Annotated in this window: 23 protein-coding genes and 1 tRNA gene; 15 read left to right on the forward strand and 9 right to left on the reverse strand. The window is 63.1% G+C overall.

The genetic code is table 11. The features are described from left to right. Positions 1–52: 52 nt before the first annotated feature. From ACWGS8_RS02485 to ACWGS8_RS02520, 8 genes are all read left to right on the forward strand, one after another. Complete coding sequence (locus ACWGS8_RS02485) at positions 53–991, forward strand: ABC transporter substrate-binding protein (protein ID WP_454579444.1); 939 nt, start codon at positions 53–55, stop codon at positions 989–991. A 69-nt stretch (positions 992–1,060) separates the two neighbouring features. Continuing rightward, positions 1,061–1,954 (forward strand): sugar phosphate isomerase/epimerase family protein, encoded by an 894-nt coding sequence (locus ACWGS8_RS02490; protein ID WP_454579445.1) that lies wholly within the window; start codon positions 1,061–1,063, stop codon positions 1,952–1,954. Positions 1,955–2,088: 134 nt separating this feature from the next. Beyond that, the gene (locus ACWGS8_RS02495) at positions 2,089–2,442 is read left to right on the forward strand and encodes a cupin domain-containing protein (protein ID WP_010911801.1); all 354 of its coding nucleotides are present in this window, start codon (positions 2,089–2,091) and stop codon (positions 2,440–2,442) included. 147 nt (positions 2,443–2,589) lie between these two features. Then, on the forward strand, positions 2,590–3,516 hold the full coding sequence (locus ACWGS8_RS02500; protein WP_038653432.1) for an ArsR/SmtB family transcription factor: 927 nt from the start codon (positions 2,590–2,592) through the stop codon (positions 3,514–3,516). A gap of 104 nt (positions 3,517–3,620) precedes the next feature. Beyond that, positions 3,621–5,126 carry an arabinosylfuranosidase ArfA gene (arfA, locus tag ACWGS8_RS02505; RefSeq protein WP_454579446.1) on the forward strand — a complete coding sequence of 502 codons (1,506 nt, stop codon included), beginning with the start codon at positions 3,621–3,623 and terminating at the stop codon, positions 5,124–5,126. A 115-nt stretch (positions 5,127–5,241) separates the two neighbouring features. Continuing rightward, positions 5,242–6,516 carry an extracellular solute-binding protein gene (locus ACWGS8_RS02510; protein WP_454579447.1) on the forward strand — a complete coding sequence of 425 codons (1,275 nt, stop codon included), beginning with the start codon at positions 5,242–5,244 and terminating at the stop codon, positions 6,514–6,516. A 58-nt stretch (positions 6,517–6,574) separates the two neighbouring features. Beyond that, complete coding sequence (locus ACWGS8_RS02515) at positions 6,575–7,459, forward strand: carbohydrate ABC transporter permease (protein ID WP_454579448.1); 885 nt, start codon at positions 6,575–6,577, stop codon at positions 7,457–7,459. Continuing rightward, positions 7,456–8,298, forward strand: a complete 843-nt coding sequence (locus ACWGS8_RS02520; protein WP_454579449.1) for a carbohydrate ABC transporter permease — start codon at positions 7,456–7,458, stop codon at positions 8,296–8,298. Before ACWGS8_RS02515 ends, ACWGS8_RS02520 begins: the two co-directional genes overlap by 4 nt. A 52-nt stretch (positions 8,299–8,350) precedes the next feature. Here ACWGS8_RS02520 and ACWGS8_RS02525 read toward each other — a convergent pair whose 3' ends face one another. Continuing rightward, positions 8,351–9,436: an ABC transporter ATP-binding protein gene (locus ACWGS8_RS02525; RefSeq protein WP_454579450.1), complete on the reverse strand. Its 1,086-nt coding sequence runs from the start codon at positions 9,434–9,436 to the stop codon at positions 8,351–8,353. Positions 9,437–9,646: 210 nt separating this feature from the next. Between ACWGS8_RS02525 and ACWGS8_RS02530 the strand changes: the two genes are divergently transcribed. Both ACWGS8_RS02530 and ACWGS8_RS02535 read left to right on the forward strand, forming a co-directional pair. Next, entirely contained in the window at positions 9,647–11,107 is a 1,461-nt protein-coding gene (locus ACWGS8_RS02530) for a multicopper oxidase family protein (protein WP_454579451.1), read from the forward strand. Positions 11,108–11,113: 6 nt separating this feature from the next. Next, positions 11,114–11,548 carry a YqaA family protein gene (locus ACWGS8_RS02535; RefSeq protein ID WP_454579452.1) on the forward strand — a complete coding sequence of 145 codons (435 nt, stop codon included), beginning with the start codon at positions 11,114–11,116 and terminating at the stop codon, positions 11,546–11,548. Positions 11,549–11,583: 35 nt separating this feature from the next. Here the strand turns inward: ACWGS8_RS02535 and ACWGS8_RS02540 are convergent, their stop codons facing one another. The 3 genes from ACWGS8_RS02540 to ACWGS8_RS02550 all read right to left on the reverse strand — a co-directional run bounded on the left by ACWGS8_RS02540 (position 11,584) and on the right by ACWGS8_RS02550 (position 13,586). Continuing rightward, entirely contained in the window at positions 11,584–12,177 is a 594-nt protein-coding gene (locus tag ACWGS8_RS02540) for a cytochrome b (protein WP_454579453.1), read from the reverse strand. An 84-nt stretch (positions 12,178–12,261) separates the two neighbouring features. Continuing rightward, positions 12,262–12,338, reverse strand: a tRNA-Arg gene (locus ACWGS8_RS02545). Between the two features lie 84 nt (positions 12,339–12,422). Further along, complete coding sequence (locus ACWGS8_RS02550; RefSeq protein ID WP_454579454.1) at positions 12,423–13,586, reverse strand: M20 aminoacylase family protein; 1,164 nt, start codon at positions 13,584–13,586, stop codon at positions 12,423–12,425. A 254-nt stretch (positions 13,587–13,840) separates the two neighbouring features. Here ACWGS8_RS02550 and ACWGS8_RS02555 point away from each other — a divergent pair, with 254 nt between their 5' ends. Next, positions 13,841–15,010, forward strand: coding sequence for a D-alanyl-D-alanine carboxypeptidase family protein (locus ACWGS8_RS02555; protein ID WP_454579455.1), 1,170 nt, complete (start codon positions 13,841–13,843; stop codon positions 15,008–15,010). 4 nt (positions 15,011–15,014) lie between these two features. Continuing rightward, a complete protein-coding gene (locus tag ACWGS8_RS02560; RefSeq protein ID WP_454579456.1) occupies positions 15,015–16,142 on the forward strand; it encodes a CobW family GTP-binding protein in 1,128 nt (375 codons plus the stop codon). 16 nt (positions 16,143–16,158) lie between these two features. Here ACWGS8_RS02560 and ACWGS8_RS02565 read toward each other — a convergent pair whose 3' ends face one another. The 5 genes from ACWGS8_RS02565 to ACWGS8_RS02585 all read right to left on the reverse strand — a co-directional run bounded on the left by ACWGS8_RS02565 (position 16,159) and on the right by ACWGS8_RS02585 (position 20,123). After that, positions 16,159–16,398, reverse strand: coding sequence for a sulfurtransferase TusA family protein (locus ACWGS8_RS02565; protein WP_454579457.1), 240 nt, complete (start codon positions 16,396–16,398; stop codon positions 16,159–16,161). A gap of 8 nt (positions 16,399–16,406) precedes the next feature. Further along, the gene (locus tag ACWGS8_RS02570) at positions 16,407–17,738 is read right to left on the reverse strand and encodes a L,D-transpeptidase family protein (RefSeq protein ID WP_454579458.1); all 1,332 of its coding nucleotides are present in this window, start codon (positions 17,736–17,738) and stop codon (positions 16,407–16,409) included. Positions 17,739–17,978: 240 nt separating this feature from the next. Continuing rightward, complete coding sequence (locus tag ACWGS8_RS02575; RefSeq protein ID WP_454579459.1) at positions 17,979–18,929, reverse strand: acetyl-CoA carboxylase carboxyltransferase subunit alpha; 951 nt, start codon at positions 18,927–18,929, stop codon at positions 17,979–17,981. 98 nt (positions 18,930–19,027) lie between these two features. Then, positions 19,028–19,945 (reverse strand): site-specific tyrosine recombinase XerD, encoded by a 918-nt coding sequence (locus ACWGS8_RS02580; RefSeq protein WP_454579460.1) that lies wholly within the window; start codon positions 19,943–19,945, stop codon positions 19,028–19,030. A gap of 25 nt (positions 19,946–19,970) precedes the next feature. Beyond that, entirely contained in the window at positions 19,971–20,123 is a 153-nt protein-coding gene (locus ACWGS8_RS02585) for a hypothetical protein (RefSeq protein WP_019861463.1), read from the reverse strand. Positions 20,124–20,334: 211 nt separating this feature from the next. Here ACWGS8_RS02585 and ACWGS8_RS02590 point away from each other — a divergent pair, with 211 nt between their 5' ends. Genes ACWGS8_RS02590 through ACWGS8_RS02600 form a run of 3 tightly spaced genes read left to right on the forward strand, consistent with a single transcriptional unit; the run spans position 20,335 to position 22,971 of the window. Continuing rightward, a complete protein-coding gene (locus ACWGS8_RS02590) occupies positions 20,335–20,946 on the forward strand; it encodes a shikimate kinase (RefSeq protein WP_454579461.1) in 612 nt (203 codons plus the stop codon). Beyond that, entirely contained in the window at positions 20,943–22,079 is a 1,137-nt protein-coding gene (gene aroB, locus ACWGS8_RS02595; RefSeq protein ID WP_454579462.1) for a 3-dehydroquinate synthase, read from the forward strand. Before ACWGS8_RS02590 ends, aroB begins: the two co-directional genes overlap by 4 nt. 1 nt (position 22,080) lies before the next feature. Continuing rightward, positions 22,081–22,971, forward strand: coding sequence for an HlyC/CorC family transporter (locus tag ACWGS8_RS02600; protein WP_454579463.1), 891 nt, complete (start codon positions 22,081–22,083; stop codon positions 22,969–22,971). Positions 22,972–23,028 lie beyond the last annotated feature (57 nt).

A 23,028-nucleotide genomic window follows, 5' to 3' on the forward strand; every position in this document is an offset into this window, starting at 1 on the left:
GCTTGTGTAACGCACCGTGAGAGGCACGGGGCATCAGGAGGAAGTAAGCGTAATGAAGACCATCGCCAAACTGCTCTGCGGCGCCGCGTTCGCGGCCGTCGCCATCGCGCCGGCATCGGCCAAGGACCTCAACAAGGTCGGCATCTCGGTCGGCCTGCTCGGCAACCCCTTCTTCGTCGCCACCATCAAGGGCATCGAGGACGCTGCCAAGAAGATCAATCCGAAGGTCGAGGTGACGTCGGTATCGGCCGACTACGACCTCAACAAGCAGGTCTCGCAGGTCGATTCCTTCATCGCCGCGGGTGTCGACGTGATCATGCTCAACGCGGTCGACGCCAAGGCGATCGCGCCGGCGGTGAAGAAGGCACAGGCCGCCGGCATCATCGTCGCCGCCTTCGACGTCTCGGCGCCGGGCGCCGACGTCACCGTGATGACCAACAACGTCAAGGCCGGCGAGGAGGCCTGCCAGTATCTGGTCGATCATACCGGCGGCAAGGGCGACTACGTCATCCTCAACGGCCCGGCATCATCGTCGATCCTGGAGCGGGTCAAGGGCTGCAAGAACGTGCTTTCGCAGCATCCCGACATCAAGATCCTCTCCGACGACCAGAACGCCGAAGGTTCGCGCGACGGCGGCCTGAAAGTGTTCCAGTCGCTGCTCACCCGCTTCGACAAGATCGACGCGGTGTTCGCCATCAACGATCCGACGGCGATCGGCGCCCAGCTCGCCGCCAAGCAGCTCAATCGCTCCGAGTTCTTCTTCACGGCGGTCGACGGCGCGCCTGATATCGAGAAAGAGCTCTCTTCCGGCAAATCGATGATCAAGGCCTCGGCCTCGCAGGATCCCTATGTGATGGCCGGCCAGTCGCTGACGATGGCGGCCGAGCTGCTCGCCGGCAAGAAGCCGGCAGAGGCCACCGTGCTGCTCGATCCCAAGCTGATCACCGCCGAGAACCTGAAGGACTACAAGGGCTGGACCGCGGCCCGCTGATCACTCCAACAGCGCGGCCGGATTCGTCCGGCCGCGCCCTTTCTTCGTCGCAGCAAACCGGAGACGATCATGGCGCGCATCGGAATCCATTCTTTCGTCTGGTCGGCAAGCTCCGCACAGAGCGAGCTTGAACGCACGCTGGCCAACACCAGGGAGGCCGGCTTCGACCTGATCGAATTCTCCTATCTCGACCCGGCCGATGTCGACATTGGGCGGCTTGCCAAGCACATCGCCGATCTCGGCCTCGGCGTGGCGATCAGCATCGGATTGCCTGGTGACGGCGACGTATCGAGCGCCGACAAGGCGGTCGCCGCGCGGGGCGTCGAGATCCTCAACGAGACCATCGCGCTGACGCGCGACCTTGGCGGCCGCAAGGTCGCCGGCATCCTGTCGGCCAGCCACGGCCTGCAGGTCGAAGCGCCGACGCGCGATCAATGGAACCGCAGCGCTGCAACGCTGGCGAAAGTCGCCGAGACGGCGAAGGCGGCCGGCGTCACGCTCAATCTCGAGATCGTCAACCGCTTCGAAAGCAACCTGCTCAACACCGCCGCGCAAGGTCTCGCCTTCATCGAGGATAGCGGCTCGGACAACATCTTCCTGCATCTCGACACGTTCCACATGAACATCGAGGAGGCCGATGTCGGGCTGGCCATCCGCCGCGCCGCGGGCAAGATCGGCTATGTTCATATCGGCGAAAGCCATCGCGGCTTCCTCGGCACCGGCAATATCGACTTCTCAGCGATTTTCGATGCGCTGATCGCCATCGGCTATGCCGACGATCTCAGCTTCGAGTCCTTCTCGTCGGAGATCGTCGATGAGAACCTGTCGAAGAAGACTGCCATCTGGCGCAATCTATGGACCGACAATATGGCGCTCGCCAAGCACGCGCGCGCCTTCATCGGCCTTGGGCTCGAGACGGCGCGGCGCAAGGCGGAACTGGTCTCGGCCCCTCACAAGCCGTAGGGCGGTTGCGGGCGGCAGGATTTCCCAAGACGCCCAGGCGCGTAAACGCCGTTCGTTGTCATCGCGCATGCATTGCCCCCGTCCTATGCATCGGCTATCCGACCTCTGCGACACATGAAGAGAAGGAGCCAGGCATGACGAACAAGACGATCCTCAAATTCGGCCCCGTCGAGCACGCGGAAGCCGGCGACCTGCCCGGCTGGATCGTGGTCGAGGGCCACCCGACCATGCAAACTGCCGTCCAGCACACGACGGAGGACGGCAAGGTGATGTCCGGCACCTGGCGGGCGTCGCCCGGCACCTATCACGCGACCTACACCGACTATGAATTCGTGCACATGATCGCCGGCCGCATCATCATCACACCCGACGGGGGCACTCCGGTCGAAGTCGGCCCCGGCGACGCCTTTGTGGTGGAAGCCGATTTCAAGGGAACCTGGAAGATCATCGAGCCAGTGACCAAGCATTTCGTCGTGCGGGTGGCCTGAGCCGGCCGTCTCGGTCGTGCCAAGCTGGCAGGTCGGCAATGTGCCGGCCTGCAAGTGGCGGGGACCAGGCGGTTCAATTCGCAGCGCCACGTCTTTATTTGTATCTGATCTGCTGATACATAACCCGTGTGACCAGTGCGGGGCCATATGTCGAATGAAATCATGGTCGTCGATCCGCTTGAGCGGCTCGACTTGTTGAAGAGCCTCGCGAGCGAGGTCCGGGTCCGGATTCTCGATCTGCTGCACCGCAAGGGGCCGAAAAACGTCAATCAGGTGGCCGAAGAGCTGGGTCTCCCGCAATCGACGATTTCCGCGAACATCCAGGTTCTTGTCGATGTCGGTCTGATCGAGACGAAATCACAGAAGGCGCGCAAGGGAAGCCAGAAGGTCTGCTATTCGACCTTCTCCGAGTTGGTTGTCGTCTTCAAGGACCGCACCCCGGCGCAGGATCTCGGCGTCATAGAAGTGGCGATGCCGCTTGGACTCTACACAAGATGCGAAGTTTCCGCTCCCTGCGGCCTGTGCTCAAAGGACGGCGTCATCGGACTTCTCGACGTGCCCGACACCTTCCTCGATCCTGACCGTATGCGGGCCGGGCTGCTGTGGTTCACGCGTGGCTTCGTCGAATACCAGTTTCCCAACAATGCGACGCTTGCCAATGCCAAGGTCGGCGGGCTGGAGCTGGCGATGGAGCTTTCGTCCGAGGTGCCGGGCACATCGAAGGATTGGCCATCGGACATCACGGTCGCGATCAACGGACACGAGATAGATACCTGGACGGCGCCGGCCGACTATGGCGACAAGCGCGGCAAGCATACGCCCGGCTGGTGGAAGCTGGCCGGATCGCAGTATGGCGACCTCGCGCACTGGCGCGTCACCAACAACGGCACCTATCGCAACAACGACAAGGTTTCCAAATGCTCGCTGGCTGATCTGGAGCTCGAGCGGCACCGCTCGATCCGGATACGTATCGGCGTGAAGGAAGACGCACGTCACCCCGGAGGCATAAACATCTTCGGCAGCGGCTTCGGCAATTACAGCAACGACATCGTTCTGCGCCTGCTGAAGGCTTGAGAGCGTATTAGGCCCTTGACGGGCGGACGAACTCGACCCTTAACTGACCCACGACCCGGATATGGACCGGAAAGTCGGATTGATAATCCGCAGTGGGAGGGATCATGAAGGCCAGAGTCACGGCGAACGCGGCCTATGCCGTCGCGGATATCGACAAACGCCTTTACGGCTCCTTTCTCGAGCATCTTGGCCGAGCGGTCTACACGGGCATCTACGAGCCCGGACATCCCCAATCGGACGCGGAGGGGATGCGCAAGGACGTGATCGAGCTGGTGCGTGCGCTCGACACGCCGATCTGCCGTTACCCAGGTGGCAACTTCGTGTCCGCCTACAATTGGGAAGACGGCATAGGCCCAAAGGAAAACCGCCCGCGGCGGCTCGATCTTGCCTGGCGCACCACGGAGCCGAACCTGGTTGGCATCCACGAATTCGCCGATTGGGCCGAAAAAGCCGGCACCGAGATGATGCTTGCGGTCAATCTCGGCTCCCGCGGCCTCGACGAGGCGCGGGCCTTCGTCGAATACGTCAATCACCCGGGCGGCAGCTACTGGTCCGACCTCAGGGCCAAGAACGGACGCGCGCAACCCTGGAACTGCCGCCTCTGGTGTCTCGGCAATGAAATGGACGGTCCCTGGCAGGTCGGCCACAAGTCGGCGAGCGAATACGGCCATCTCGCCAACGAGACCGCCAAGGCGCTGCGCGGCCTCGACCCGACGGTGGAACTGGTCGTCTGCGGCTCGTCGCATTCCAATATGCCGACCTATCCGCAGTGGGAAGCGACCGTGTTGGAAGCGACCTACGAACAGGTCGACTACATCTCTCTCCACATGTATTTCGAGAATTACGAGAAGAATACGGCCGAATATCTCGCTCTTCCGGCCAAGCTCGACCGCTACATCGGCACGGTCGCGGGCATCATCGACTATGTGAAGGCCAAGACCCGCTCGAAGCGGGACGTGAAGATCTCCTTCGACGAGTGGAACGTCTGGTACCATCAGCGCAAGCAGGACGCCGAGCGCATGCGCGGCTGGGACTGGCCGGAAGCGCCCAGGCTTCTGGAAGACATCTACAATTTCGAGGATGTGCTGCAGGTCGGCTGCATCATCAACACCTTCATCCGCCGCTCGGATGTTGTTCGCATCGCCTGCATTGCGCAGCTGGTGAACGTTATCGCGCCGATCATGACCGATCCCGGCGGCAGTGCATGGCGGCAGACGATCTACTGGCCTTTCATGCTGGCCTCCAGGCACGGCCGGGGCACCGCGCTGCGGCTCGCGGTCGAGGTGCCTACCTATGACGCGGCCGCGGCCGACAAGGTGCCATGGCTCGACATTGCAGGCGTGCATGATCCGAACGCCGGCACGCTGACCTTCTTCGCAATCAACCGGCATGGGTCCGAGACGATAGAGGCCGACGTCGCCCTCGAGCGGTTCGCCGCCAAGTCCATCGAGCACACGATCATCCGTCATGACGATCTCGAGGCCCGCAACACCAAGGATGCGCCTGACAACGTATCACCGGTCAAAGGCAACGGGGCAGCGCTCAGCAGCAAGGGAATGACGCTGAACTTGCCGCCGCACTCCTACTCGATGGTGCGTGTGACACTCTGAGTTAATATCCGAACATCAGATACATACCGTAAAATCCGTTGCAGGCGGTTCGGTTTGGTGTAGCATTGAAAATGTTCAAGGCGGATCTAACCGCCGTACTCGGGAGGAAGCTGAGATGAACTTTCGCAGGATGATGGCCATAGCGGTGGTTGCGGCCGGAGGATGTTGGGCCGTCGCGGCCCAGGCCGAAGAAACCGTCGCATGGTGGGATTTCCTCGGCGGCGGTGACGGTGTGCGCATGAAACAGATGATCTCCGACTTCAACGCCGCCCACGCCGGCAAGATCAAGATCGACGCGACGACGCTGGAGTGGGGCACTCCCTTCTATGCGAAGGTGCAGACCTCGGCCGCGGTCGGTGAGGCGCCGGACGTCATGACTTATCATGCCAGCCGTATCCCCTTGGCGGTGAGCCAGGACCTTCTCGAAGAAATCACCGCCGACGACATGAGCAAGATGGGCCTTTCGGCCTCGGACTTCGCCCAGACGACGATGGGCGCCGTGACGGTCGACGGCAAGCAATATGCGGTGCCGCTCGATACCCATCCAATCGTCCTGTACTACAATCGCGTCCTCCTGAAGAAGGCAGGCGTGCTCGGCGACGACGGCCGTCCCATGGGCATGAAAAACAAGGAGGAATTCACCGCGACACTGCAGAAGTTGAAGGATGCCGGCGTCGAGTTCCCGCTGGGCAGCGTCACCGCCGACGGCAACTTCATGTACCGCACGATCTATTCGCTGGTGTGCCAGCAAGGCGGTGAGCTTCTGACGGGCAACGAGTTCCTCGCCGGCGACAATGGCAAGAAGCTGGCGAACGCGCTGGCGGTACTGCAAGGGTGGACGAAGGCCGGGCTGCAGTCGACCTATACGGACTATCCCGCAACCGTCGCCCTGTTCACCTCGGGCAAGGCCGCAATGATGATCAACGGCGTCTGGGAAGTTCCCACGATGACCGACCTGGCCAAGCAAGGCAAGCTGTTCGACTGGGGCGCCGTCGAGATCCCGGTGATCTTCGACAAGCCATGCACCTACGCGGACAGCCATTCGTTCGCCATCCCGAAGAACAAGGGCAAGGAGATCGGCCCGGAAAAGCGTGCCGCCGTTCTCGAGGTGATCTCATGGATCGACAAGCACTCGCTGTTCTGGGCCACGGCAGGCCACATCCCGGCATACAAGCCAGTCACCGAGACGGCCGAATACAAGGCAATGCAGCCCAATGCGACCTACTCGACGCTGACGGCCAACATGATCTTCGATCCGAAGTCGCCCAAGGCTGGTGTCGCAGGGCCGATCTTCGACATCATGTCCAATTATTTCGTGCCGACCCTCAACGGCGAGATGGACCCGGGCGAGGCGGTGAAATCCATCAAGGAAGAGTTGAACAGCATGTAAGGCTCAAGGCTGGGGCCGCCCTGCCCAGGGCGGCCCCAGCCGTGTTCGAGGAAGAGCCATGCTTCGCAACTCCCGCACGGAACATCTTGTCGCGCTGGTGCTGATCGCTCCCTTCCTGGCGATCTACCTGCTGGCCTTCGTCTATCCGACGGTCCAGATGTTTCGCATCTCCTTCACCGATGCGCCGCTGATCGGCGCGGGGCGGTGGGTTGGTCTCGACAACTACCTGCGGCTCGACAATGACCCGATGTTCCGGCGCGCGGTCTGGAACACCGCTTACTTCGTGCTGATGACGGTCGTCCCCGGGACGCTCATCGCCCTGATGATCGCGCTTGGCGTGTCGCGCCTCAAGGGCCGGTTCCAGGCGATCGTGCTGGCGCTGTTCTTCCTGCCCTACATCCTGCCTGTGTCGGTCGTCTATCTGATCTGGGACTGGACGCTGAATTTCCAGTTCGGGATCGCGATGCACGTGCTGGACTGGCTGGGAATCCCGCGCGTGCCGGTCTTCAAGTCGCGCGTCTGGTTCTTACCGGCGGTGGCCGGGGTGACGATCTGGTGGACCGCGGGCTTCTCGATCCTGCTCTTCCTCGCCGGATTGCGGTCCATACCAGCGGAGATCTACGAAGCCGCCGCACTCGACAGCTCGACGCGATGGACGACGTTCCGGCGTATCACCTGGCCGCTGCTATGGCCGATCACCTCGCTGGTATTCACGATCCAACTCATCCTGCAGCTCAAGATCTTCGATCAGGTCTATCTGTTCTCGATCGGCGGCCGGCCGAACGACAACATGGTGCTCGTCTACTACGTCTTCCAAAAGGCCTTCCAGCAGAATCAAGGGGGCAGGGCGGCGGCTGTCGCCGTCACCCTCTTCATGCTTGTGGTCTTCGTCTCGGTCCTGCAATTCCAGCTGCTCCGGTTCGCCGAAAGGCGGCGCCGATGAATGCCGTGGCTGCGCAACGCTGGAATTTTTGGGGCGGGATCATCACGGCACTGACGCTCGTCTGGGCCATCCTGTGGGCGTTTCCGCTCTATTGGGGGGTGATCTCATCGCTCAAACCGGACGACGAGGTCATCCGGCCTTACATCGAACTCTGGCCCGAGACGCCGACGCTGGAGAACTACATTGACGCCCTGACCACCACGCAGATCGGCGCCTGGTACGTCAATTCGGTGGCGGTCGCGGTCGGCGTGACGGTCATCACGATCTTCATCTCGATGCTGTGCGGCTACGCGATCTCGCAGTTGCGGTTCCCGGGGCGGATCGCGCTGTGGTGGCTGATCCTCGCCTCCTTCATGGTGCCGACCTCGGCGCTTATCATCAATCATTTCGTGCTGGTCGCCAACCTTGGCCTGCTCAACAGCTGGGCCGGTATCATGTTGCCGCAGCTTATCCACCCGGTCATCATCATCGTGTACAAGCAGTTCTTCGATCAGGTCCCGAAGGACTTCCGCGAGGCCGCGGTCATGGACAATGCATCTGAATTCGGGATCCTCTTCAAGATCTACATGCCGATGAACTGGGGGGTAACGACGGCGCTGTCGATCGTCTGCTTCATCTGGACGTGGAATGCGTTTCTGTGGCCGTTCCTCTCGGTGACCCGCACCGAGATGATGACGATCACCGTCGGCATCACGCAGGTCAATGACGCCTTCGGCGTTTACTATGCTCGCCAGCTGTCGGCAGCCGTGCTGGCTGGCCTGCCGGTGGCACTGGCCTACCTTTTCTTCCAGCGCAGGGTAACCGAAGCGATAACGCTCTCGGCAGGTATCAAGGGCTAAAGCGCCGGCAAGTGCACCGCAATGCCGGAGGGCACGACCTCGCTCGGCAGGGTCAGGCCCCGTCAGCGCCCGCGTGCCAGGCCGATCCGTCCGCGGCGAAGAGATGCAGCGCCGTGGTGTCGAACTTCAGCCGAACGACGTCGCCCGGTTTGACGCTCGAAAGCCCGCGATCCTGTGCCGTCACCTGCGTCCCGTCCGCGAGCCGCGCATAGACGAGCGTTCGCTCGCCAAGGCGCTCGACGACGGTGGCCGTGGCAGATGTTGCATTGCCCTCGGCGACGACAGTCAGCGATTCCGGCCGCACGCCGAGTTCGCGCCAATCCATGTTGACCGGCGCGCCCGGAAGTTCGACGAGCGATCCATCCGTCAGGCGCGCATTGAGCCTGTCGCCCGAGCCCGAAACCGTGACAGGCAGAATGTTCATCGCCGGAGACCCGACGAAGGTCGCGACGAATCGCGACGCCGGACGTGCATAGACATCGACGGGTCTGCCCATCTGCTCTATCCGGCAATTGTTGAGGATCACAATACGGTCGGCGAGCGTCATCGCTTCCACCTGGTCGTGGGTGACGTAGATCATCGTCGACTTCAAACGCTGATGCAGTTCGGCAAGCTCGACGCGGGTACGGGCTCGAAGTGCCGCGTCCAGATTGGAGAGTGGCTCGTCGAACAGGAATGCCTTGGGCTCCTTGACGATCGCACGCCCGATGGCCACGCGCTGGCGCTGCCCGCCGGAGAGCTGCGACGGCCGCCGCTGGAGCAGCGCTTCGATCTCCAGGATACGCGCAGCCTCGGCGATCCGTTCGCGTATCACGTCCGGCGCGACCCGAATGTTCCTCAGCCCAAAGGCCATGTTCTCCGCGACCGTCATATGCGGGTACAGCGCATAGTTCTGGAAGACCATCGCAACGTTGCGCCTGCCCGGCGCAAGGTTCTCCGAGCGCACCCCGTCGATCGTCAGCGTGCCTTCGTCAATGCTTTCGAGGCCGGCGATCATGCGCAGCAACGTCGTCTTGCCGGAACCGGACGGACCGAGAAACACGACCAGTTCTCCCGGCTCGATGTTCAGGCTCACGTCGCGGATCACTTCGACTGAGCCAAAGTGCTTCGATACGCCCGAAAGCGCGATTCCCGTCATGCCTGCGATCCTTCTTTCCTACATAATTTCGGATAAATACCCGATGTCAAGGAACAATGGGCACCGAACCGATCAGGCGGCTCAAACGCCGCATTGACCTGGCCGGGCATCGGCAGTCTCCTAGAGGCGCCCTTGGTGTTCAACGCCTGATCGAGGAAATGAAAGATGCATCGGCGAGGTTTTCTGGCGGCAGGTCTTGCGGCGGTTCTTATGAGCGAGCGCGCCGTTGCGCAGATGAAGACGGACGACATGCCGGGCATGGATATGGGCGGTCACGCGGGCCACGACATGGGCGCCGCGCCGCAAGGCGCGGTCGTTCCCGAGGGCGAGGTGTTGCGTGAATTGCCCCTGCTGGCGAACGAAGCCGGCAGGCCGGGTCTGTTCAAGGCGACGCTGACGGCCGGGTTCGCCACGGCGCGTTTTGCTGAGGGACTGGACACGCCGATCCTCGCTTACAACGGCACCAGCCCCGGGCCGCTGATCGAGGCCGTGGAGGGCGACCGCGTCGAGATCACCTTCGCCAACCGGATCGCGAACGAGGCAAGCACCATCCACTGGCACGGCATGCCGGTGCCGGCCGATCAGGACGGCAACCCGATGGACCCGGTCGCCACCGGCAGCGACCGCACCTACAGTTTCGATCTGCCGGAAGGCAGCGCCGGCTCTTATTGGTATCACCCGCATCCACACGGCAAGACGGCCGAGCAGGTCTATCGTGGCCTTGCCGGCGCGTTCGTGGTCAAGCCGAAGACCGATCCGATCCCGGCCGCCTATGGCGATACCGTGCTGGTTTTCACCGACCTGCGCCTTGCGGCCGACGGCACCTTGCCCGACAACACGATGACGGACCTGATGAACGGGCGCGTCGGCGACCATGTGCTGGTCAACGGCCAGAAGAATCCCACTCTGACGGTGCCCTTTGGCGCGAAGCGACGCTTCCGGCTCTACAATGCGACCAACGCGCGCTTTTTGCGGCTCTCCTTCGACGGCGCGGCGATGACGATCATCGGAACGGATGGCGGTCTGCTGGAGGCCCCGGTCTCGGCCGGCGACATCCTGCTCAGCCCGGCGGAACGGCTTGAACTGGTCGTCTCTTTCGACAAGCCCGGCGCGGCCGCGCTTACCACGCTCGACTATGACCGCGGCTGGATGGGACCCGGGCGCCCGGCCGATGCCGGTCTGACGCTGCTGACGGTCAACGTCTCGCAGACCGCGGCGGATCCTGTTCCGCCACTGCCCGACAGGCTGCGGCCGATCGCGCAACTCGGCGCTCCCGCCGTCAGCCGCCGCTTCGTCTTCACAGAAACCATGGCCATGAACGCCAGCGGCATGGAGATGGCGTTCCTGATCAACGGCGCCGCTTTCGACATGCAGCGCATCGACGTCGTCGCCAAGGCTGGTCAGGTCGAACTCTGGGAGATCGTCAACGCGGCGGACATGGATCATCCGTTCCATGTGCATGGCACACAGTTCCAGGTGGTCGAGCACGAACGCGGCGGCACCACATCAAAGCCGGCCTATCGCGCCTGGAAAGACACCGTCAATGTCGCGCGCGGGGAGACGGTGCGGCTGCTGCTGCGGCAGGACCGGCCGGGGCCGAGGATGTATCACTGCCACATCCTCGAGCATGAGCAACTCGGCATGATGGGCATTGTCGACGTGCAGGCATAGTCCGGCGTGGTGGCGCTCTATGGCGCATTGTTCATCAGCGCCTTCCTTGCCGCAACCGTCCTGCCGATTTCGTCGGAGGCGGTGCTGGCTGGCCTTGTCGTCTCCGGCCGCGGTGACCCTTGGCTGCTCCTTATGTTGGCGACAATCGGAAACACGCTCGGCTCCGTGATGAACTGGGTTCTGGGGCGTGGCATTGACGGGCTCCGCAACAGCCGCTGGTTTCCAGTCACCGCGGACCGCTATGAGCAGGCACGCCGAACCTTCAGGCGCTTTGGCGAATGGACGCTGTTGTTTGCCTGGCTGCCGGTCGTCGGAGATGCTCTCACCCTTGCCGCGGGCGCCGCACGCGTGAACCTCGGCGTGTTCGTCGCTCTTGTCGCGACAGGCAAGGCTGCACGTTATGCGGTGATCGTCGCGGGAGGGTTGTGGGCGACCGCGTGAGCCATCGTCCACATCGTCGACCGCAAGCTGCATTCTCATTGGCGCGAGGCCGTTTTCGGCCGGCCGATGACCATGCTTCGCATGACGCCATCGCGCAGCAGCACCAGATGCACCATGGCAGCCAGGACGTGAATGCCGACAAGGCCGAGCATTATCCAGACCAGCTTCTGATGCACGAACGCGAAACCTCTTGCCGACAGCGCCCCAACGGACGGCGCCAGCGGCACGGGCAAGGTTCCAAAAAGCCGTGCAGGGGGCATGAAAGGCATTGGCCGGTAGCCCAGCCACCCCGTTATCAGGACGGCGAGGATCGTGACGTAGAGAAGCACGTGGAAGAAAGCCGTCGCAAACCGCACGAACCGTGAGGTTGGCCTGACAGGGGTCTGGGTGAAGCTGCGCCAGCAAACCCTGAGGACGATGATGGCCAGGATCGTCACGCCGATCGACATGTGAAGCGGCAGCCAGTTCATCATCGTCATGCCCGGCCCCCGCATCGGCCCGAAGGCAATGGCGATTTGCGCCGCGAGCGCGGCTACGGTCAGCCAATGCAGCAAACGAATGCCGAAATGCCAATGCAAGCGAGGTTTCCCGCTCACCTTCGCGGCCCGGCGTTTGTCAAGGGTGCGCATGAGGGCGTGATGTCTTCGTCCTCGTCAACGGACCTGATTTCGCCAAGAGATACAGTACTTCTTCGCCAAGCACTTGAAAATGCGTGGTGATCCCGACAGGAATCGAACCTGTGACCTACAGATTAGGAATCTGCCGCTCTATCCTACTGAGCTACGGGACCACGCGGCCCGACACATAGCCGCTTCGGACCGTTTCGCCAAGAGGCTGGCCGCATGCAATCAGCTGGCCTCTTGTGCGGTGCTCATCAGGCGGCCAGCGCGGTTTCCGCCAGCTTCACCCAGTAGCTCATGCCGTGCGGGATGGCCTCGTCGTTGAAATCATAGGCCGGGTTGTGAAGACCGGCGGTGTCGCCATTGCCGATGAAGATGAAGGCGCCGGGGCGGGCTTCGAGCATGTAGGAGAAATCCTCGCCGCCCATCACCGGCTGGATGCCGCGGTGGACATGGGCGTCACCGGCGACATTGGCCGCGATATCGCTGGCGAACACCGTCTCTTCGGCGTGATTGAAAGTGACGGGGTAGTTTGCCTGGTAGTCGACCTCGATCCTGGCGCCGAAAGCGGTCGCCAGGCCGTCGCAGATGGTGCGGATGCGCTCCTCGGATTTCTTGGCGATCTCCTTGCGCAAGGTGCGCACGGTGCCGGCGATCTCGGCCGATTCCGGGATGATGTTGTAGGCGTCGCCGGCATGGAACTTGGTCACCGACACCACCACGGCCTCGACCGGATCGGTGCTGCGCGAGGCGATCGTCTGCAGCGCGCCAACCAGCTGGCTGGTGATGACGATCGGGTCGATCGTGCCATGCGGCATCGCGGCGTGACCGCCCCTGCCTTTCACGGTGATGGTGAATTCGGCCGTCGCCGCCATGATCGGGCCTGGACGGATGGCGAACTGGCCGACGGGCAGGCCCGGCATGTTGTGCATGCCGAACACTTTGGAGATGTCGAAACGCTCCATCATGCCGTCCTTGACCATCTCGTTGCCGCCGCCGCCGCCTTCTTCCGCCGGCTGGAAGATCACCGCCACGGAGCCGGCAAAATTGCGCGTCTCGGCGAGGTATTTCGCGGCACCCAGAAGCATCGCCGTGTGGCCGTCATGGCCGCAGGCATGCATCTTGCCGGGGACGGTCGAGGCATAGGGCTTGCCGGTGATTTCGTCGAGCGGCAGCGCATCCATGTCGGCGCGCAGGCCGATGGTGGCGCCTTCGCCCAGGCGGCCGCGGATGATGCCGACGACGCCGGTCTTGCCGAGGCCGGTGACCACATCGTCGCAACCGAACTCTTTCAGCTTTTCGGTGACGAAAGCCGCGGTCTTGAAGACATCGAAGTTCAGCTCCGGCGTCTGGTGCAGATGCCGGCGCCAGCCGGCGACTTCGTCCTGCATTTCAGCGGCGCGGTTCAAGATTGGCATGATGGTTCCATTCGTTGTTGGAGCAGCCGGCTTCAGCCTGGTGTTCTGCAATTGTGCCTGGGATTTTGCAATTGTGCCCAGGGTTTTGGAATTGTGATTATCAGGCACTTTGCCATGTTGGCGTCACATAGGGTAAATAGCACCGCACCGATGTGGTCCGTTTTTGAGGGGCGGACCTATTCTGCTGGCGGTCACGTAACGAAATCTTACGGAGCCAGGGGCGATCAGGGCAAGAGGCGATTTCGGATTAGATCATGCGGCACAGGCATTTCCTCAAACTATTCCCGGCTGGCGCAATCATGCTGTCGGTCCTGGCGGGGCCGGCGCTGGCCAATCCGGTGGTCGTCTTCGACCTGAAGAACGGCCAGATCCTGCAGCACCAGGATGCCTTCAAACGCTGGTATCCGGCCTCGCTCAGCAAGCTTATGACCGCTTATGTGACCTTCCGGGCCATCGCGGCCGGCGAGGTCCAGCTCGATTCGCCGATTAAGGTGACCAAGCATTCCGCCGGCGAGCCGCCAAGCAAGATGGGCTTCAAGCCGGGCTCGGTGATGCGGCTCGACAATGCGCTGAAGATGATGCTGGTCAAATCGGCCAATGACATCGCCATGGCTGTCGGCGAGAATGTCGGCGGCTCGCAGGCCGCCTTCGCCGAAAGGATGAATGCCGAGGCGGCACGGCTCGGCATGAACGGCACCCATTTCGTCAATCCGAACGGCCTCTACTCGCCCGACCAGTACACGACGGCGCGCGACCTTTCGGTCCTGGTGATGGCGATCCGCCGCGAGTTCCCGCAATATGCGCCGTGGTTCTCGATCGAAGGTCTTGCGGTCGGCAAGAAGGCCATTGCGAACTACAATCTCCTGATCGGCCGTTACCCCGGCGCCGATGGCATGAAGACGGGCTTCGTCTGCCCTTCCGGCTTCAACATGATCGGTTCGGCGACGCGCAACGGCCGCACGCTGGTCGCGGTCGTGCTCGGCGAGAAGTCGGCGGTCAGCCGTGCCGAGACCGCGGCAAAACTGCTCGACCAGGGGTTTGACACGCCCACGGCCGGGTCAGTCACCGTCGCCACACTGGCGCCCTATGGCGACACGGTCTCGCCCAACGACATGCATGACGAGATCTGCAAGAAGAAGAAGACGTCGGAGGAGCAGTCCGAGGCGCCGCCTGCGGCTGCCGCCAAGGACGCACCGAAATCGCCCTATCAGGAAAAGCTCGACCATGTGCCGACGCTGGTTGCCGTCGGTCTCGGCGGCGCCACCGGCCCGGCACCGAAAGCGATGCTCGACCAGGGCGGCCAGGAATATGCCGACGTGCCGATCCCGAGCTGGCGGCCCGATCAGCCGGCGCCGATTGGCGCCGGTCCGGCCGTCGCCGGTTCCGCCATGCAAGGCGACCAGCCGGTCAAGGTCGCGAACTAACGCGATGAATGGGTTCCCGATCCCCGTCTCGGTGCTGACCGGCTTCCTCGGCGCCGGCAAGACGACGCTGCTCAACCGGCTGCTGAAGGACCCGGCGCTGGCGGACACGGCGGTCATCATCAACGAATATGGCGAGGTGGCGATCGACCATTTGCTGGTCGAGCAGGCTTCCGACGGCATCATCCAGCTTTCCGACGGCTGCCTGTGCTGCACCGTGCGCGGCGAACTTGTCGATACGCTGGCCGACTTGGTCGACCGGCTACAGACCGGCCGTATCGCCCGTCTTGCCCGCGTCATCGTCGAGACCACGGGGCTGGCCGACCCGGCGCCGGTGCTGCAGTCGATCATGGCGCATCCGGCGCTCGTCCAGGCTTTTCGGCTCGATGGCGTGATCACGCTGGTCGACGCGGTCAATGGCAATGCCACGCTCGATGCCCATGTCGAGGCGGTCAAGCAGGTCGCCGTCGCCGACCGCATCGTGCTGAGCAAGGCCGACCTGGTTACCGATGCCGGCGATCTCGACACGCTGCGGGCGCGCCTGCGGCAGGTCAATCCGGGCGCCGAACTGCTTGATGCCGGCAATTCAACAACCGGCGTGGCGGCGCTGTTTGATTGCGGCCTCTACAATCCCGCCACCAAATCCGCCGATGTGCGCCGCTGGCTCGGCGAGGAAGCGGCGCATGACCATGCCCACGACCATCACCATGACGGTCATGACCACGGGCATGACCACGATCACAGTCATGATCATGGCCATCGCCACGATTCCCGCGTGCGCTCCTATTCGCTCGTCCATGATGGTCCGGTGCCGTTTTCAGCGATAGAAATGTTCCTTGACCTGTTGCGTTCGACGCATGGCGAGAAGTTGCTGCGCATGAAGGGTGTGATCGAACTCGGTGAAGATCCGTCACGCCCGCTGGTCATCCACGGCGTGCAGAAGATCCTGCATCCGCCGGCAAGGCTGCCGGCCTGGCCGGACGGCCAGCGCGGCACGCGGCTGGTGCTGATCACGCTCGATATGCCGGAAGACTATGTGCGCAGGCTGTTCGCCGCCTTCACCAACCGGCCGTCGATCGACACGCCGGACCGCGCGGCACTGGAAAATAATCCGCTGGCGATCGCTGGAAGATAGCGTTCCACACCGAAATTCAGACGGTCTCGCCGCGCTCGACCAGGAATCGATGGCCGCCTGATACCGCCGCTGTCTCAATCAGCTGGTGGCCGGCATCCGCGCAAAAGGCGGGAATATCGATGACGGCGAGCGGATCGGTGGTCTCGAGCCAGAGCCGGCTGCCTGGCTGCATTCCCGCCAGCCGCTTCTTTGCCTTCAGTACCGGCAAAGGGCAGTTCAGCCCTTTCAGGTCGTAGACAGCGGTATCCCCGGCCAAGACCAAGCTCAGCCGCCGAACATGCCGAGCAGCTTGTTCTTCAGCTTGGTCACCCGGCTCTCATCGGCGCTCGCTGCCTGCGTTTCGGCTTCCGGCGCTGCCTGTGACGGGGCGGCTATGGTGGCGGTGGCGACCGGAGCTTCCTTGGCCGCCTTGGCCGCTTCCTTTGCCGCCACGGCTTGCGCCTTGGCCGCTTCCTTTTCGGCCAGCGCCTGAGCCTTTGCGGCCTCCTTGGCCTGCTTGGCGGCCTCTATGGCGGCCAGCCTCTGTTCCTCGGCCTTCTGCTTGGCTGCCTTTTCGGCATCGAGCGCAGCCATCTTGCGGCCGGCCGGCGAATCGATGCGACCCATGCGCGCCGTCTCGGTCACCGTGCCGTCGTTGTTGAGCGACGGCGGGTCGATCGGCACGCGCTCGCCGCGCGCGCGGCGCTTCGACCAGTCGGAGACGATGCTGGCTTCCTTGATGCCGGCGATGGTCGGCTTCGGCGGCGGCACGCTTGCCTTGAGCGCGCTGTTGAAGGCCGCGTCATAGGTGCTCTGATAGGCGTTGTAGGCGCTCTTCAGCGAATCCGGCTGCGTGGTTGCCGGGCACGGTCCGGTCGGATCAAATGTCTGGCCGTCGGCGGCGACCTGGTTGAAGACGTAGCGCTTCTCGCAGACATCGACCTTCGGCGGCACCTTGGTGACCTCGAAATTGTCGTAGCCGACCTTCAGCATCTTCCAGAACTCGTAGTTCGGGTCGTTGCGGTAGCGCGCCATGTTGGCGGCGGTCATGCGGAACGGGAAGGCCTGGATCTGAAATTCCGTCTGGCCGCCCTGGAAGGCGTCGCGGCCGAAGGCATAGATCTGCTCGATCTGCGCGTCGGTCATCGAATAGCAGCCCGAGGACGAACAGGCGCCATGCACCATCAGGTTCTGGCCGGTGCGGCCATTGGCGCGGTCATAGGCGTTGGGAAAGCCGATGTTGAAGGACAGATGGTAGTTGGAGCGCGGATTCATCTGCGACGGGCGGACCGTGTAGAATCCTTCCGGCGCCTGGCGATCGCCTTCGGTATATTTGGGACCAAGCTTGCCCGACCATTTGCAGATGTCGTAGCTCGCCACCATGTCGTAGCGGCCGTTGGTCTTGGCCTTCCAGATCTCGAGCTTGCCCTCTTCCTTGAAGATGCGCGCCATCACCGAGGAGGTGCGCACCATGCCCTTGGCCTTCATGTCGGCAAGGATCTTGTCCGGCAGCGGCTTATTGGCTTCCGGGGCAAAGTCCTTCATCGACGAATCATTGCAGCCGGCGATGGCTATCGAGGCGGCGAGGACTCCGGTGCGGGCGAGCTTGGCAAGCATGGATATGGCTATGTCTTTTCCTTCGGGCCAATGGCTGCGAAACTGCCGAGCCCGTATGCTGAACACAGACGGACCGTAAGCCCGTTAACCTTGAAAATTCCTTACCGCAAGCTTCGACCAACCCCTCACGGTAATTTCATTGACCCGAATCCGGCGGCATTTTTGTGGCGAAATTGCACATTGCCGCCACATTGCCGCGGGCGCGGGGCGTCCAATGGCCTTGTCCCCCGGCAGATGCCGTCAGAGGCTGCGGCCCATCGCCAGGTATTTCTCACGGCGCTGCTCGCGGAAATCGGTGTTGGCCCCGGCAAATTCTTTCATCGTCTTGGCAATGAGGTCGCCGGTCGCGGCAATCACCGTTTCGGGTGCGCGCTGGGCGCCGCCCATCGGCTCGGGGATGATGGCGTCGATGATCTTCAGCTCCAGAAGATCCTGCGCGGTGATCTTCATGTTGGTCGCCGCGTCCTTGGAGCGCGTGGTGTCACGCCACAGGATCGAGGCCGCCCCCTCAGGCGAAATCACCGAATAGATGGCGTGTTCGAGCATATAGACGCGGTTGGCGGTGGCGATCGCTATGGCGCCGCCGGAACCGCCTTCGCCGATGACCACCGAGATCGACGGCACTTTCAGCGCAAGGCAGGCCGAGGTCGAGCGGGCAATGGCCTCGGCCTGGCCACGCTCCTCGGCGCCGACGCCGGGATAGGCGCCTGCCGTGTCGACCAGCGTCAGCAGCGGGATCTTGAAGCGGTCGGCCAGTTCCATCAGCCGCACCGCCTTGCGGTAGCCTTCCGGGCGTACCGAACCGAAATTGTGCCTCAGGCGGCTGGTCGTGTCCGAGCCCTTCTCCTGGCCGATGATCGCGACGGGCTCGCCGCGGAAGCGGGCAAAACCGCCGACGATCGCCTGGTCCTCGCCGAAATTGCGGTCGCCGGCGAGCGGCGTGAAGTCGCTGAACAGGCCCTTGATGTAATCGACGCAGTGCGGCCTGTCGGAATGGCGGGCCACCTGTACCTTCTGCCAGGGCGTCAGCGCCTTGTAGAGATCGCGCAGCGCGTCGCGCGAACGCTTCTCCAGCCTGGCGATCTCATCGGCGACATCGACCGCCTCGCCATTCTCGGCAAGCTTCTTAAGCTCGAGGATCTTGAGCTCGAGATCCTGCACCGGCTTTTCGAAATCGAGGTAATTATACATGCTTGGGCGGACCGATACGTCGGAAGGCAAGGACTGCGGAACCCTTGAAACCAAGGCTCCCGGCGGTGAAATGTCGTCCTCACATAGCGATATGAGGCCTAGTCGGCAAGCGGATGATGATCGTTGACCAGCCGCACCAGCCGCTCCTCCAGCACGTGGGTATAAATCTGTGTCGTCGATATGTCGGCATGGCCGAGCAACTGCTGCACCGCCCTGAGATCGGCGCCGTTCTGCAGGAGATGGCTGGCGAAAGCATGGCGCAGCACATGCGGCGATATCTTCGCCGAGGTGATGCCCGCCCGCGCCGCCAGCCCTTTCAGGTCACGGGCAAAGACCTGGCGCGAGAGATAGCCGCTATCGGATGCTGCCGGAAACAGGAACGGGCTGTCGGCGAAGGCGGGCACTCCGGCCCGGGCGGCAAGCCAGGCGCGCATCGCCACCCGCGCCTTGGCCGACAGCGGCACCATGCGTTCCTTGTCGCCCTTGCCGCGCACCATGAAGAAACGGTCGTCGCGCTGCGCCACCGTCACCGGCAGGCCGACCAGCTCGGAAACGCGCAGGCCGGTGGCGTACAGCACCTCGACCAGCGCATGCATGCGCAGCGCGGCCAGCCTGTCGCTGTAGCCCAGCCCGGCATCGCCGGCTTCCATAGCGGCGCGGTCGATTAGCCGGCCGGTCTCGGCCTCGCTCATCGTCTTGGGCAGTGGACGGCCCTTTTTCGGGCTGTCCAGCGTGCCGGTCGGGTCGTCGGTGCGCAGGCCCTCGGCGTAGAGGAATTTGAAGAACTGGCGGATGGCCGACAGTTTGCGCGCCTGCGAGGTCGGTGCGAAGCCGCGCGCGGCGATATCGTCGAGATAGGCGCGGATATCAGCGGCACCAGCACTGGCAAGCCCGCCATCGATTCCGGTGGAGGCGTCTTCCAGGTCGCGGCGGTAGGAGGACAGCGTGTTTTCGGCCGCGCCGCGCTCGGCGCTCATCATTTCCAGGAAGGCCTCGATGCGGGCGGCGCTGTTCATCCTCGGGGATCAGTTTTCTTCTGGATCAGTTTTTCTTGGGGTTCAGCTTTTCCGGCGGGATGCGCACGCTCATCTCGGCTTTTTTGGGCTCGACGAACATCACCAATGCGAACATCGTACCATAGGCAATGCCGGCCAGAATCGCGAGGATCACGACAAAGCGAAACAGTGTCGGCATCAATTTTCGCCCGTCTTCTTGTTCTGCGTTTCCAAACCCTGTGCCCTTATGGGACGCCTATCCGGCCAATTCAAGGAAGAAGCGGAGGCCTGTCAGCAACTTCTAATGCGAGCATCCTCCGTCCGATATAGACTTGCCTATACTCGGCACGCTTGACGCAAACCGGCTTTTCATGTCGATACGCCGGCAAAGAGGGTCCAAGAAACAGCTGATGAACGCGCCACAAGCAAATCCTCCGGGCGAGAGCCACGCAGCGCTGCTTGGCCGGCTGGGCAGCCGGTCCGTCGTCTTTGTCGGCCTGATGGGCGCCGGCAAGACGGCGATCGGCCGCAAGGTGGCGACGATGCTTTCGCTGCCTTTCATCGACAGCGACCAGGAGATCGAAAGCGTCTCGCGCATGACCGTGCCGGAGCTGTTCGAGCGCTATGGCGAGACAGAGTTCAGGGCCCTGGAGCAGCGCGTCATCCTGCGCGTGCTTGAAAATGGCCCGCAGGTTCTGTCGACCGGCGGCGGCGCCTTCATGAACGCGCAGACGCGCGAAGCCATCGCTGGCCATGGCGTGTCGGTGTGGCTGAGGGCCGAGCTCGACCTTCTGATGGACCGGGTCTCGAAGAAGCAGAACCGGCCGCTGTTGAAGAGTGCCGATCCCCGCGCCGTGCTGGAGCGGCTGATGGGCGAACGCTATCCGGTCTACGCGACATCAGATGTCACCGTGCCGACCCGCGACGACCGCAAGGAGGTCATCGCGGCCGAGGTGTTGGTCGCACTGTGCCGACATTTCGGCATCGATGAAATTGCAGCGACGGGCGAGATCGAATCGTGAGCGTGGACCAGCCAGTCACCGTCGAAGTCGGCCTTGGCGACCGCGCCTACGACATATTGATCGGCTCCGGCCTTCTGTCGCGCGCCGGCGAGGAGATTTCGCGCCGTCTGCCAGGTACACGCGCGGCTGTCGTCACTGACGAGAATGTCGCCGCCGCGCATCTCGATACGCTGAAGGCAGGGCTTGAGAAGGGTGGCATTCAACCCACCGTCATCACGATGCCGCCGGGCGAGAAAACCAAGAGCTTTGCCCATCTCGAAGAGGTGGTCGATGGGATTCTGGCGGCAAGGCTGGAGCGTGGCGATGTCGTCATCGCGCTGGGCGGTGGCGTCATCGGCGATCTCACGGGTTTTGCCGCCGGCATTGTGCGGCGCGGCATGAATTTCGTGCAGGTCCCGACCTCGCTGCTGGCGCAGGTCGATTCCTCGGTCGGTGGCAAGACCGGCATCAACAGCCCGCGCGGCAAGAACCTTGTCGGCGTCTTCCTGCAGCCCAGGCTGGTGCTGGCCGACACGGAAGTGCTCGACACGCTGCCGATCCGCGAATTCCGTGCCGGCTATGCCGAACTCGCCAAATACGGGCTGATCGACCGGCCGGAACTTTTCGCCTGGCTGGAAGTGAACTGGCAAAAGGTGTTCGCCGGCGGTCCGGAGCGGGCGCAGGCGATTGCCGAAGCCTGCCGCGCCAAGGCCGATGTCGTCGCCCGCGACGAGTTCGAGACCGGCGACCGGGCGCTGCTCAATCTTGGCCACACATTCGGCCATGCGCTCGAAGCCGCCACGCGGTATGACGGTGCCCGCCTCGTCCATGGCGAGGGGGTCGCCATCGGCATGGCGCTGGCGCATCGCTTCTCCTCGCGGCTCAATCTGGCGAGCCCCGACGACGCGGCACGCGTCGAGGCGCATCTGCGCGCCGTCGGCTTGCCGTGGCGGATGGCCGATATTGCGGGCGATCTGCCCGATGCCGAGGCGCTGCTTTCCTTCATCACCCAGGACAAGAAGGTGTCGCGTGGCGCGCTGACCTTCATCCTGACGCGCGGCATCGGCCAGGCCTTCATTGCCAAGGACGTCCCGGCTTCGGAAGTGCTGTCGTTCCTGAGGGAAAACCATCCATCCAGCCGGAAAGCCGGCTGAGATGGACAACGAGACGGGTTGGATCGTCGTCGCCGTTCTTGCCATCCTCATCCTGCTCGTCGTTGCGGTGCGCACTCGCCTCCTCGCCATGTTCGGCTACGAGCTGTCGCGTATCGAGCCGCAGCGCTCGAGTGAGGCCGAATTGCGCGGCGCGGTCGACGATTTCCGCCGCGACGGCCAGGTGGTGCGCGAGGATCGCGACCGCATCGGCGGCCTGTTCGATCTCGAAGAGCTCGAAGTCTCCGACATCATGGTCCACCGCACCAATATGCGCTCGGTCAATGCCGACAATGCGCCGGAAGCGGTGGTGCGCGACATCCTGCAGAGCCCGCACACCCGCATGCCGCTGTGGAAGGGCTCGCTCGACAACATTGTCGGCGTTCTGCACGCCAAGGATCTGCTGCGCGCACTGAACGAAGTCGGCAACGATTTTTCCAAGATCGACGTGATGAAGATCGCCTCGAAACCCTGGTTCGTGCCCGACACCACGACTTTGCAGGAACAGCTCAACGCCTTCCTGCGCCGCAAGGCGCACTTCGCCGTCGTCGTCGACGAATATGGCGAGGTCGAAGGGCTGGTGACGCTGGAGGACATCATCGAGGAGATCGTCGGCGAAATCGCCGACGAGCATGATGTCGACATCCAGGGCGTCAAGCAGGAGGCCGACGGCTCCGTCGTCGTCGATGGCAATGTACCGATCCGCGATCTGAACCGGGCGCTCGACTGGAACCTGCCGGACGAGGAGGCGACCACCATTGCCGGCCTTGTCATCCACGAGGCGCAGTCGATCCCCGACGAGAAGCAGGCCTTCACGTTCCACGGCAAGCGCTTCATCGTCATGAAGCGGGACAAGAACCGCATCGCCAGGCTGAGGATCAGGCCGGTCGTGTAGCACCGCTTTTGGCCACGTTACCGATCCTTCATTGGAACTTAGCGACGTCCCGGTGCA

The organism is Mesorhizobium sp. 43Arga (assembly GCF_053714255.1).